The sequence below is a fragment of the Maritimibacter sp. 55A14 genome, from assembly GCF_003122205.1.
Taxonomy (GTDB): Bacteria; Pseudomonadota; Alphaproteobacteria; order Rhodobacterales; family Rhodobacteraceae; genus QEYE01.
On record NZ_QEYE01000021.1, the window covers coordinates 15489 to 28437 of the forward strand.

Genomic DNA, 12949 nt, shown 5'->3' on the forward strand with positions numbered 1-12949 from the left:
CTCATTCCGTGGGGATCGTTGGGGGCGAGCGGCGGAAGAGCTGGCGGAACACTCCTGGCGCGAGCGCCGAAAGCGGGTTGACCGAAACGGTCGGATTGCTGGCCGGTCCGCGAAGCTTGTAGGTGAAGCCGAACACGCCCTCGCCCTTGGTGCGCCCGAAGAGATCGCCGAAAAGCCGGGTCTGCTCCAGCATGCCGTTGAGCATGTAGATCGGGGTGACAACCCCCTGCATGTCGAGCCGCGCGCGGGCGAAATCGTATATGCCTTCCATCGAGATGCCCATCGACGGTCCGACCGCGTTGCCGCGCCGCACCGTGACGCCGCGCGGGGTCAGCGAAAGGTTGGCCTCGGCGGAGGTGAAGACGATGCCCGAGCCGCTGAGCTGTTCCAGCAGCCCGATCACGCTGACCGCCGACAGAAGCGCGGCCAGCGTTGGCGCATCCCGCACCCGGATCTCGGAGATGTCGACCCGTCCCTGATAGCTTTTCGGCTGCCCTGTAGGCGCAAGTTGCAGCACCAGATCGCCGCCGCGCGCGCCCGAGAAAATGCCCGCCGCCGCCAGCAACTCGCCCGCCTCCTGCGAGACGAGCCGCACCCCCGTACCCCGCTCGGTCGGTGCCAGCGTCACGGTCACCGGACTCTTCCCGTTCATGCGCGCCGAGAAGCGGCCGTTGAGGCGCCCGCTCGTGTTCAGCCCGCCTTCGACCCCGGTCAGGACCATACCGTCGGAGACGATCACCCGGTCGAGCCGCAGCGCGACCGGCCCGCCACCCGCGCCGGCGCCGCCGCCGGTCCCGCCGAAGGTCGCACGCCGCATATCGACGCTGCCGCCGGTCACCGCGACGCGCACCGGCTCTCCCGGACCGCGGCCGCGCAGTTCCACCGGGGCATCGAACCAGCCGCCCGCGCGCACCCGGTCGAAGGCCGCGACGTCGAGCGCGCCGCTCTCGGTCAGGGTTACGCTGCCGCTGGCCGTAAGCCCCGGCGCCTCGATGCTGACGGCGTCGATCCGCACCGGCTGGCCCAGCGCGCCGGTGACCTCCAGCCGGCCGCGCTCGGCAGGCGGCTTGGACCAGTTGAGCGCCGCCAGACGAAGCGTGAGCTGGTTGAGATCGGACAGCAGCCGGAACTCCGGCCGCTCCCCGCGCACCAGGTCGATCACCACATCCGCCGTCCCGGTCCCTGCCAACGCGCCGTCCGGCAAGGCGATGCCGAACTCGTCGAGGAAGGTCTGCGACAGATCGATGCGCCCCTCTACCCGGCTGCGGCCGCGATGTTCGGGACCGAATTTCTGCTCCCACCCGCCTTGCACCGGCACCGCGCCCAGCCGCCCGCTGCCCGAGAGCGTCACACCGCCCGCATCCGCGCGCACATCGAGTACCGGTGCGGCAAGCAGCTTGCCGCGGATCAGCGTGTCGGAGCGCGCATCGGTCACCCGCCCGGTGCCCGACCATGTCACGTCATCCAAGGTGACGCCGTCGCGCAGGGGCAGATGCAGCGCGATCCGCGCCTCCGCCCGGCCGGTGGCGATCTGCGTGGAGATGCCGCCCTTGGTGAGGAACTTGAACGGGTCGTGGTCGAGGATCTCCAGCGCCGCGCGCAGGCTGCCCGCGACCCTGAGGTCGATATCGCCCGGCCCGCCCTTGATGGTGATGTCGGGGATCGCCATCGTGCTGCCGGCAAGCGACAGCGGTCCGCCCGCGGGCGGCGTCACATGACCCTCGTAGAGCTTCAGGTCGAGCCGCTCCTCGGTCATCACGCCGTAACCGCGCCCGCCCTCGATGGGTGGCATGGCGCGCACAAAGGTCGTGGTCAACTCGTCGAAGCCGAAATTGAGGCCCAGCCGCTCGGGCCCCACGGCCGGCTTGCGGAACGCCGCGCGCACGTCCAGAAACCAGCCTTGGCGCATGTTCTCGGTCATCCATTCGCGGGTCTTGGGCTTCAGCGTCAGGGGCCAGAGCGCCATGAGCCGCGCCAGTTCCAACCGCGGCACGCCGGCATCGAGCGCAATTTCCCAGCCTTCCGGGCGCGCCGCCAGATGGCCGCTGGCCTGAAACCGCACGTCGCCATTCATCAGGACCATCTGGCCGATATCGACCCGCAGCGGATCGAGCATCATCCGCATGTCGAGCGCGCCTTCCTCGAAGACCGCGGGCTCGCTCAACAGGTCAGGCGGGTTCAGCACCGCATCGGCGAAGCTGAACTGTCCGACCAGCGCCTCCACCGTCCGGCCCTTGCGTCCCTTGAGATAGGCATGCCCCTCGGCGGTGACCGTGGCGGACGGGCTTTCCAGCGATATCTGGTCGAATGTCAGCTTGCTGGCCGCGTCGTCGAAGCGGAAATAGGCTTTGGCGCGGTTGAAACGGCGGGGCGCCGCGCCGCCGCCGGGCTCCAGCCGGCCAGCGCCGATTTCCAGCGCGCCGTTCAACTCGGTGAACTGGCCCGTGCCGGCGATCACGGTGGTGAGCGAGCCTGAAATCGGCGCATCCAGGACCGACAGCCAGGAAAGTGCTGCCGATTGCGCGGCGATATCGCGGGCCGGCGCATCGGTCAGCCGGATCGCGACGCGAATCTCGGGGGCGCCCTTGACGTGGTCGAGCGACAGGAGCGCGGTGGTCACCGCGCCACCCACCTGTTCGAGGCTCAGCGCCAGCGAGGCCGAAAGTGTCCCCGGCTCGTTTTCCAGCGTCAGCCTTCCATCGGTCACCGACCAGACGCGGTCGGTCAGCGCGTCGTCCACGGTGATGCTCATCCCCGTCGCCTCGACCCGGCGCAGCCGCCCCAGGTAGGGACCGTCGAAAATCGCCTCGACCGTGCGCAGCACCTCCTGCAGGTCGCGCGGCCCCTCACCGCCCAGCGCAATGTCGATGCTGCCGTCCTCGGCCCGCGACATGTGCATCGCCGCGCCGTCCAGCGTCACGCTTTCGGGACGCACTGCGCCATCCAGCAGCGCGTCGCGATCGATCCGAACCGTCATCTGCGGCAGCGCCAGACGCACGTCGTCCTGCTCCGCAGACGCGTCCAGCACGGTCAGGTCGGAGACCCTGAACACCGGGCGCAGCGCATCTTCGCTGAAATCGAGCACCACCTCGCCCAGACGCACCGCGCCCAGCGGGTTGCCGTCGCTCAGCCGCGTCTCGATCCGCGCCTGCACCCATCCGGGCAGCCGGACCTCGCCCCGCAACCCGATCAGCAGCACCGCCAAAACCGCGCAGAGCATCGCCAGGCTCAACAGAACGTAGAGCCCGATGCGCCGTTTGCGGCGGGGCGCCACCGCTTCTGTGTCCGTCTGCTCTGTCATGTCAGCGCCTTGCCGCGCCGCCCTCCGGCTGTGGCCCTCGTGCCGTGCCTCTTGCCCTTTTCGTCCTTTTATTCGAACTAGGTCGCAGAGGTAAGTCAAACTTGGGTCATGCAGGAGCTTCATCAATGCCCGACACCGGCGACACCGCGCCCGATTTCACGCTGCCCCGCGACGGCGGCGAAACGGTCACGCTCTCCGCGCTCAGGCCGGCACCGGTCGTGCTCTACTTCTATCCGCGCGACGACACGCCGGGCTGCACGACTGAAGCGCTCGATTTCACCGCGCGCGCCGGCGACTTTGCGCAGGCCGGGGCGCGGATCATCGGCGTCTCCAAGGACAGCGTGGCCAAGCACGAGAAATTCGCCGCCAAGCACGGGCTGGGCGTGACGCTTCTCTCCGATGCCGAAGGCGACGTTTGTGAACGCTATGGCGTCTGGGTGGAGAAGAAGATGTACGGCAAGGCGCATATGGGCATCGAGCGCGCGACCTTCCTGATCGACAGCGCGAGCCGGATCGCGCGCGTCTGGCGCAAGGTCAGGGTCAAGGGCCATGCCGACGAGGTGCTGGACGCCGTGCGCGCGCTGTGACCGCTCCCAGGCTGACACAGATGGCGGTGGAGGTCCTGACCACCGCGGACGGCCGCGAAAAGGCGGCGCTGTCGCGCGCCCATGCGGAACGCTGGCGTATCGCGCGCGAGGCAAGCAAGCCGATCCCTCTGGGCGATGTGCGCCCGCCCGACGCGCCGGCGCGCCCCGCCCGCCCCGAGCTTCTGTCGCCCCGCGACGTACCGCGCCGCCGCCCCGGCTCGCCCGAGGGCCGCATCGCCCTGCTGCACGCCATTGCCCATATCGAGTTGAACGCGGTGGACCTGCACTGGGACATCGTCGCGCGGTTCGCACATGTGCCGATGCCGGCGGGTTTCTATGACGACTGGGTCAAGGCCGCCGCCGAGGAGGCCAAGCATTTCAACCTGCTCTGCGATTGCCTGGAAGCGATGGGCAGCCATTACGGCGCCCTGCCCGCCCATTGCGGTATGTGGCGCGCGGCCGAGGATACGGCCGGCGACTTGATGGGCCGGCTCGCGGTGGTGCCGATGGTGCTGGAGGCGCGCGGGCTCGACGTGACACCGGGCATGATCGGGATATTCCGCAAGGCCGGGGACAGCCGCGCGATGGCGGCGCTCGAGACGATCTATGCCGAAGAAGTGGGCCATGTCGCCTATGGCTCGAAATGGTTTCATTTCCTTTGTGGGCGAAAAGACGCCGACCCGAAGGAGGTGTTCCACGCCCTCGTACGGCGCTATTTCAAGGGGGCTGTCAAGCCGCCATTCAACGAGGAAAAACGCGCCGAGGCGGGCCTGCCGCCCGATTTCTACTGGCCGCTCAGCGACGAGACGCCCGCGCGCTGATCGGCGGGTTTCTGCCGGTTTTGCCCCCTCCGGCACAGGACCGCCCAGCTATTGCCGCAAAAATGTTGCGAAAATACTGAGTGTTGACTAAGCAATTCCAAGCGGCGACCGGGGCGCAGAAGCCCGAGCGCGGCAGGGATGGGACAGACGGGGACAGGACTTTGCCACACAGGCTGGGACGCAAGCTTCACCTTTTTCTGGAAAAGCATCTTCCGGAACAGAGACTCTTCCTGCGCAGCGACGACAGCACACGCTATCTGCGGCTGCGCTCATCCACTCAAGCGCTGATCCTGGCCGGAGGCACGGTTTTCGTTGCCTGGTCGGCCATCGCCTCGGCGGTGCTCTTCATCGGGTTGATGAGTTCCACCGACAGCCGCGAGCAGACCCTGCGCGAGCGCGCGATCTACGAGGAACGCCTGAACGAACTGGCCAGCGAACGTGACCTGCGCGCGCAGGAGGCGCAGAAGGCGCAGGACCGGTTCTACCTGGCGCTCGAACAGGTATCGCAGCAGCAGTCGCGGCTGCTGGCCTCCGAGGAACGGCGCCGCGAGATGGAGACCGGGCTGGAGGTGCTCCAGAAGACGCTGCGGCGCACCATGAAGGAACGCGACGCGGCCGAGGCGCGCGGCGAAACCCTGCTCGCGGAACTGCGCGAGGCCACGGGCGAGACGCGCACCGTCTCGGGTCGCAGCGAGGCCCTGGAGGGCACGCTCGACTTCATGACGCTCGCGCTCTCGGACACCGCCGAGACGCGCGACGGCATCCAGCGCTCGGCCGAGGAACTGGCCACGGAGGTCGAGAAACTCAAGCTCGAGGCGCGGCTGGCGGAGGAACGCACCAACCGCATCTTCGCGCGTCTGGAGGAAGCGGTGACCGTCTCGCTCGACCCGCTTGAAAAGATGTTCGAGAAGGCCGGCGTGCCCACCGACAAACTGCTGGCGGATGTGCGCGGGGCCTATTCCGGACAGGGCGGGCCGCTGACCCCGATCGCCTTTTCCACCAAGGGCGAGCCGCCCGACGCGAACTCCCTGCGCTTCAACGCGCTGATGGGCGAGCTTGACCGCATCAACCTCTATCGCATCGCAGTGGACCGCACCCCCTTCGCGTTCCCGGTGCGCGGCAGCTTCCGCTTCACATCCGGCTTCGGGCCGCGCGGCGGGCGCATGCACAAGGGCACCGACCTGGCCGGACCAGTGGGCACCCCGATCCATGCGACGGCCGACGGCATCGTCACCCATGCGGGCTGGCTCGCGGGATATGGCAGGCTGGTAAAAGTGCGGCACGCGCTTGGATTCGAGACCCGGTATGCCCATCTCAGCAAGGTGCGCGTGGAAGTGGGACAAAAGGTGTCGCGCGGCGACCGGATCGGTGATATGGGGAATTCCGGCCGATCCACAGGCTCCCACCTTCACTATGAAGTTCGCGTTGGTGGCCGGGCCGTCAATCCGATGACTTACATCAAGGCAGGCAGAGATGTTTTCTAAAAGCAGAATCAACGAACCCGGTTCCGGCGCGAAGAGTGAATCCGACGCGCCCCGGACCGAAAGCTCAACCCCGCAGCCGTCCGGCGAAAGTGCGGCACCCGCGCGCCAGGCCTCGGCCAAGCCGAAGGCCGCGCCGTCCACCCTGTCCTCGGACCTGACCGTCACCGGCAACATGAAGACGACCGGCGATATCCAGGTCGAGGGCACGGTTCAGGGCGACATCCGCGCGCATCTCCTGACGGTCGGCGAAGGCGCCACCATCAAGGGCGAGGTGATCGCCGATGACGTGGTGGTGAACGGCCGCGTCGTGGGCCGCGTGCGCGGCCTCAAGGTGCGCCTGACTTCCACCGCGCGGGTCGAGGGTGATATCATCCACAAGACCATCGCCATCGAGAGCGGCGCGCATTTCGAAGGCTCGGTGCAGCGCCAGGAAGACCCGCTGAGCTCCGGCGACAAGTCCAAACAGGGCGGCCAGCAGCAGCAACAGCAGCAGCAGCAGAAGGCCGCCGCACCCGCCGGTGCCGGCACGGGCAAGCCGCAGGGCACCTGACGCTGGCCTCGCGCCGCATCCCCCCAAAATGACGAACGCGCGGCCCGGTGCCGCGCGTTTTTTCGTTGCCGCGAGAGGCGATGGGTCAGGCGTCGAAGCCGATGGCGCGGCGGTAGATATGCCAGGTCGCGTGGCCCAGCACCGGCAGCACGACGAAAAGGCCCAGGAAAAAGGGCAGCATTCCCAGCGCCAGAAGTGCTGTGATCGTCGCGGCCCAGCCCATCATCGGCACGAAATTCCCGGTCACGGTCTGGAAACTCGTGATCATCGCGGTGACGAAGTCGATCTCGCGGTCCAGCAGCAGCGGCAGCGCCACCACGGTGATGGCGAAGAGCACGAAGGCGAAGCCCGCCCCCACCGCGGTCCCCACGGCCAGCATCGTCAGCCCGTTCGGGGTCAGGAACACCTCGAAGGAGGTGGAGACATTGGTCATCACCTGAAGCCCCATGAAAAGCGCGAAGATCATGTGGCCGATGAAGACCCAAACCAGGAAAATGAAGATGATGACCACCGCCATGGACGGCATCTGACGGTTGCGTTCGCGCAGGACGACGCCCAGGATCTCGCCCCAGACCAGCGGTGAGCCGGCCTCCAGCCGGCGGCTGACCTCGTAGAGTCCGACCGCCGCGAAGGGCGCGATCAGCGGAAAGCCCAGCAGCACCGGCAGGGCCCAGACCAGATTTCCCGGCGGCACCAGCATCCAGTAGAGGAACATGCCACCCAGCTCATAGACCGCGCTGAAGAAGAGCCCGAAGGCGGGCGCGCGGCGGAAGTCGCGCAGGCCCAGCCCCAGCGCCGCGCGGATATCCGCGGCCCCCAGCGTCCGTATCACCGGGCGCGGCGACGCCGCGGTTTCTGCTGTCTCGCTCATGGTTCTCCTCCCGATCCTCGCGCGTGGCGCGGCGGCCTCGACCGCCCCGCCGTCAAGCAAGGATGATCCGCGTCCCGCGTGCGCGTCAAGCGCCGCGCGTCTCGGGCGGGCGCGCGCCGGGCCAGTCCGTCGCCTCGTGCCAGGCCCGCGCCAGTTGCAGCAAGCACGCGTCGGCGCCGCGCGGGCCGATGATCTGAAGCCCCATCGGCAGGCCCTGCGGCCCGAACCCCGCAGGCAGGCTGATCGCCGGCAGTCCCGCCAGGCTCGCGGGCACCACGACCTCCATCCAGCGGTGGTAGCTGTCCATTTCCTGTCCCGCGATCCGGTCCGGGTAGCGCCAGCCGAGCGGAAACGGCCAGACCTGCGCGGCGGGCAGCGCCAGGACGTCGAATGTCTCGAAGAGCCGCGCGGCGGCGGCGAACCAGTCGGACCGGATGACGCTGGCGCGGTGGATCTCCATCCCGTCGAGCCGCAGGCCGCGCTCTATCTCCCAGAGCGCCTCGGGCTTGAGCGCCGCGCGGTGGTCCGGGTCGGCGTGGAGCGGCCCCAGGCTGGCCGCCACCGCCCAGCTTCGGAGTACCGTCCAGCCCTGCCAGATCTGTGCGGCCGGAAATGGCGGAGCCAGCGGCTCGACCGGGCAGCCCAGCGCCTCCAGCCCGTGCAGCGCGGTCTCGCAGAGCGCGAGGATGCCCTCCTCCATCGGGTAGGCGCCGCCCCAGTCGCCCAGCCAGCCGATCCGCCGACCCGCGACATCCGCCCCGATATCGGGCAGGCAGGGTGCGGCGTCGGCCCCGTGCGGCTGGCGCGGATCGGGTCCCGACATGCTGTCGAGCAGCGCCGCCAGGTCGCGCGGGTTGCGCGCCATCGGCCCGTTGGTGGAAAGCTGGTGCAGGAAGGTGTCGACCTGTGGCTCCGACGGCACGCGGCCCCAGCTTGGCCGCATCCCGTAGACATTGCACCAGGCGGCGGGGTTGCGCAGGCTGCCCATCATGTCCGAGCCGTCGACGACCGCCAGCATGCCGGTGGCCAGCGCCGCCGCCGCCCCGCCCGAAGACCCACCCGCCGACCGCGCCGGGTCATAGGGGTTGCGCGTCGCCCCGAAGACCGGGTTGAACGTGTGGCTGCCCAGGCCGAATTCCGGGGTGTTGGTCTTTCCGATGACGATCGCGCCCGCCGCGCGCAGCCGCGCGATGTGCAGGTCGTCCGCCGCCGCGATCTCGCCCGCGAAGAGCGGCGAGCCGCGCGAGGTCGGCAGCCCGGCCGCATTGGCCAGATCCTTGACCGCCAGCGGCACGCCATGCAGCCAGCCCTTGCGCGGGGCGGCGTCGGCGGCGCGCGCCTCGGCCAGCAGGTCGTCGCCGTCGCGCAGCGATACGATCGCATTGATTTCGGGATTGACCGCCTCGATCCGCGCCAGCGTGGCGCGCATCACCTCCTCCGCGCCGATCTCGCGGCGCGCCAGCATGTCGGACAGATCGAGCGCACCGAGGCCCGCGAGCCCCTGCGTTCCCGGCCCGCCCGCGCTCACGCGCTGTCCTGCGCCTCGGCCCGGCTCTTGCCGCTGGCGTCGAGCGCCAGCGTCGCCGCCATGAACTGGTCCAGATCACCGTCGAGCACGCCCTGCGTGTCCGAGGTTTCCACATTGGTGCGCAGATCCTTCACCATCTGGTAGGGTTGCAGCACGTAGGAGCGTATCTGGTTGCCCCAGCCGGCCTCGCCCTTGGCCTCATGCGCCTCGGTGATCGCCGCGTTGCGCTTGTCCAGCTCCATCTGGTAGAGCCGCGATTTCAGCGCCTTCATGGCGATGTCGCGGTTCTGGTGCTGGGATTTCTCCGAGCTCGTCACCACGATGCCAGTGGGCAGGTGGGTGATCCGCACCGCCGAGTCGGTGGTGTTCACATGCTGCCCGCCTGCACCGGAGGACCGGTAGGTATCGATGCGGATCTCCGCCGGGTTGACCTCGATCTCGATATTGTCGTCGACCACCGGGTAGACCCAGACCGAGCAGAAGGAGGTGTGCCGCCGCGCCGCGCTGTCATAGGGCGAGATTCGCACCAGCCGGTGCACGCCGGACTCCGACTTGAGCCAACCATAGGCGTTGGGTCCGCTGATCTTGTAGGCGGCGGACTTGATCCCCGCCTCGTCGCCGGCGCTTTCGGATTGAAGCTCGACCTTGTAGCCCTTCTTCTCGGCCCAGCGCACATACATCCGCGCCAGCATCGCGGCCCAGTCGCAGCTTTCCGTGCCGCCCGCGCCGGCGTTGATCTCCAGGAACGTGTCGTTGCCGTCGGCCTCGCCGTCGAGCAGCGCCTCGAGTTCCTTGGCAGCGGCGCGGTCGGCGAGTTTCCTGAGCGCGGCCTCCGCCTCGGCCACGACATCGGCGTCGCCCTCGGCCTCGCCCATCTCGATCAGTTCGACATTGTCCTCAAGCTCCTGCGCGATGGAGCGCACGGTCTCCACCGCGTCGACCAGGCTCTGGCGGTCGCGCATCAGCTTCTGCGCGCGCGCCGGATCGTTCCAGAGATCCGGATCCTCGGTCATCGCGTTGAATTCCTCGAGCCGGTGATCGACGCTCCCCCACCCGACCCGCTGCCGGAGCAGGTCCAGCGACCTGGTGATCTCCTCGACCCTGTTTTGTGCGTCCGCCCGCATGCTGCGCCCGTCTCCTGCCCTGATGTCTGGGGCCCGGTTTACCGGCCCGCCCCGGCGGCGGCAAGCCCGCCCGTGGGGCCTGCCACTGGGCCAGCCCGAGCCGCCGCTGTCAGTAGAGCCCGCCCGAGGACATCGACCCGAAGCTCGCGTTGCCCTTCGGGATTTCGCGGCGCTCTCCGGTGGAGGTGATGACCTCCTGGCTTTCCTCGAACTCGGCCTCCTCCCCGCGGGAGAAGATCGGCAGGTCGCCACTCATCGCGAAGCCGCCGTCGATGATGTTCATGAAGCCCGAGAGCGGATCCTCGCCATCGCGGAAAAGCTCGGCCACGACGTACTCGCCGCTGGCATCCGGGGGCAGGCGTTCGCCGGTGAACCGGTCGATCTTCACGAAATGGCTGTTGGGCGGCACCGGGAACCGGCCGCCGCCGTATTTCTCCACCGCCTTCTGCATGAAGCTGTTGAAGACCGGGCCGCACATCGTGCCGCCATAGGCCCTGCGGCCCATCGTGCGGGGCCGGTCGAAGCCCATGTAGCAGCCCGCCACGATGTTGGAAGTGAAGCCGATGAACCAGACGTCGCGCGCGTCGTTGGTGGTGCCGGTCTTGCCCGCCGTGGGCACGCCCAGGCTGACCTGCCCCGCCGCGGTGCCGCGTTCCACCACGCCGCGCATCATCGAACTGACCTGATATGCCGTCACCGCGTCGATGACGCGGCTGCGGTTGGTGACCAGGGTCGGCCCCTCGCCCGCGGTCAGCGTGTCCTGCCCGCAGTCGATACAGTCGCGCTTGTCGTGGCGATAGATCGTCTTGCCATAGCGGTCCTGCACCCGGTCCACCAGCGTGGGCTCCACCCGCTCGCCGCCATTGGCGAACATCGCGTAGGCCGCCACCATGCGGAAGAGCGTCGTCTCCTGGCTGCCCAGCGCATTGGCCAGGTAGGTCTGCATCCGGTCGTAGACGCCGAAGCGTTCGGCGTAATAGGCCACCGTCTCCATCCCGATATCCTGTGCCAGGCGCACGGTCATCAGGTTGCGCGAGCGTTCAATGCCGGTCCGGAGCGGCGCCGGGCCATAGAATTTGCGGCTGGCATTCTGCGGCCGCCATATGCCGTCGCCGGTCTCCACCTCGATGGGTGCGTCGATGACGATGGTGTTGGGCGCATAGCCGCTGTCGAGCGCGGAGGCATAGACGAAAGGCTTGAAGGACGAGCCGGGCTGCCGCGTCGCCTGCGTGGCCCGGTTGAAGACCGAATGCTGGTAGGAGAAGCCGCCCTGCATGGCCAGAACACGACCCGTATGAACGTCCATCGCCATGAACCCGCCCTGAAGCTCGGGGATCTGGCGCAGGGAGAAATGGCGGATCTCGCCATCGTCGCCGCGCACCGGTTTCACATGCACCACATCGCCGGGGCTCAGCACATCCTTCGGGCCGCCCGCATTCTGGATCCAGCGAAACGCGTCGCGCGGCAGGATGGACGCGGCATCGGCCACATCGAAGCCTTCGACGCCGATGCGAGCGGAATCGCCCTCGAAGCCCAGGACGACGGCGGGCGACCAGCCCTCGATATCACGGGGCACACGCAGTTCCGCCAGCGCCGTGCGCCAGTTGTCGATCTGCGCCTCCGGGATGGTCGCGGCTGCACCGCGCCAAGCGCCGCGGGCGCGGTCGTATTCCTCCAGCCCCTCGCGGAGCGCCTGCGCCGCGAGGCGCTGCAATTCGGGGTCCACCGTTGCGCGGATCGAGAGCCCGCCGCCGAAAAATTCCTCCTCCGAGTAGCGGTCGGAAAGCTGCCGCCGGATCTCATCGGTGAAGTAATCCCGATCCGGCAGCGCACCGCGGAACGAGGCGATTTCGCCGCCCTGCACGGTCTCCAGCGGGCTGGCCTTGGCGGTCTCGTAGGCGTCCTTGTCGATATAACCGTTGTCGTGCATCTCGCGCAGCACGTAATTGCGCCGGTCGAGGGCGCGCTCGCGCTCGAAGACCGGGTGATAGTCCGACGGCGCCTTGGGCAGCGCGGCGATATAGGCGGCTTCCGCCGGGGTCAGTTCCTCCAGCGTCTTGTTGAAATAGGTCTGCGCCGCGGCGGCCACGCCATAGGAGTTCTGGCCCAGGAAGATCTCGTTGAGGTAAAGCTCCAGAATCTGGTCCTTGCTCAGCGTCTCCTCCAGCCGGGTGGCCAGGATGATCTCCTTGATCTTGCGCTCCGCCTTGCGGTCGCCCGACAGCAGGAAATTCTTCATCACCTGCTGGGTGATGGTCGAGGCGCCGCGCAGTGTCTCGCCACGGGTGCGCACCGCATCGACCAGTGCGGCGATCATGCTGCGCGCGTCATAGCCGCTGTGGATGTAGAAATTCTTGTCCTCGGCCGACACGAAAGCCTGCTTGACCAGATCGGGGATTTCGCTCGACGGCGCGAAGATGCGGCGCTCGCGCGCGAACTCGTCCATCAGTCGGCCCTGGCCGGAATAAATCCGGCTGATCGTCGGAGGGGCGTATTGCGCGAGCTGCTCGTGATTGGGCAGGTCGCGGGAATAGATGTAGAGCACGCCGCCGATGACGAAGGCGATCATGAAGATGCCCAATGTCAGCCAGCTGAAGATGAAACCGAAGAAAGACAGGATCGCACGGATCACCGCAAGCCCCTCCCGAGAAAGATGTAGCCGCCAGTATATGGGCTGCGCCGG

Annotated in this window: 9 protein-coding genes; 4 read left to right on the forward strand and 5 right to left on the reverse strand. The window is 68.2% G+C overall.

Features of this window, described 5'->3' with window-relative positions; genetic code table 11:
• Position 1: 1 nt before the first annotated feature.
• A complete protein-coding gene (locus DDZ14_RS15510; protein ID WP_109425893.1) occupies positions 2-3301 on the reverse strand; it encodes an AsmA-like C-terminal region-containing protein in 3300 nt (1099 codons plus the stop codon).
• A gap of 125 nt (positions 3302-3426) precedes the next feature.
• Here DDZ14_RS15510 and DDZ14_RS15515 point away from each other — a divergent pair, with 125 nt between their 5' ends.
• From DDZ14_RS15515 to DDZ14_RS15530, 4 genes are all read left to right on the forward strand, one after another.
• The gene (locus DDZ14_RS15515; RefSeq protein WP_109425894.1) at positions 3427-3888 is read left to right on the forward strand and encodes a peroxiredoxin; all 462 of its coding nucleotides are present in this window, start codon (positions 3427-3429) and stop codon (positions 3886-3888) included.
• 20 nt (positions 3889-3908) lie between these two features.
• Positions 3909-4709: a ferritin-like domain-containing protein gene (locus DDZ14_RS15520; protein WP_109425930.1), complete on the forward strand. Its 801-nt coding sequence runs from the start codon at positions 3909-3911 to the stop codon at positions 4707-4709.
• A gap of 161 nt (positions 4710-4870) precedes the next feature.
• A complete protein-coding gene (locus DDZ14_RS15525) occupies positions 4871-6193 on the forward strand; it encodes a M23 family metallopeptidase (RefSeq protein ID WP_233252609.1) in 1323 nt (440 codons plus the stop codon).
• A complete protein-coding gene (locus DDZ14_RS15530) occupies positions 6183-6743 on the forward strand; it encodes a polymer-forming cytoskeletal protein (protein ID WP_109425895.1) in 561 nt (186 codons plus the stop codon). Before DDZ14_RS15525 ends, DDZ14_RS15530 begins: the two co-directional genes overlap by 11 nt.
• 85 nt (positions 6744-6828) lie before the next feature.
• On the opposite strand, the gene DDZ14_RS15535 is transcribed toward DDZ14_RS15530, so the two are convergent.
• The 4 genes from DDZ14_RS15535 to DDZ14_RS15550 form a co-directional block, all read right to left on the reverse strand.
• Positions 6829-7614, reverse strand: coding sequence for a DUF2189 domain-containing protein (locus DDZ14_RS15535; RefSeq protein WP_109425896.1), 786 nt, complete (start codon positions 7612-7614; stop codon positions 6829-6831).
• Between the two features lie 85 nt (positions 7615-7699).
• Positions 7700-9142: an amidase gene (locus tag DDZ14_RS15540; RefSeq protein ID WP_255417510.1), complete on the reverse strand. Its 1443-nt coding sequence runs from the start codon at positions 9140-9142 to the stop codon at positions 7700-7702.
• Positions 9139-10266 (reverse strand): peptide chain release factor 2, encoded by a 1128-nt coding sequence (prfB, locus tag DDZ14_RS15545; RefSeq protein WP_109425897.1) that lies wholly within the window; start codon positions 10264-10266, stop codon positions 9139-9141. Before prfB ends, DDZ14_RS15540 begins: the two co-directional genes overlap by 4 nt.
• Before the next feature lie 109 nt (positions 10267-10375).
• Entirely contained in the window at positions 10376-12898 is a 2523-nt protein-coding gene (locus tag DDZ14_RS15550) for a penicillin-binding protein 1A (protein WP_109425898.1), read from the reverse strand.
• Positions 12899-12949: the final 51 nt, after the last annotated feature.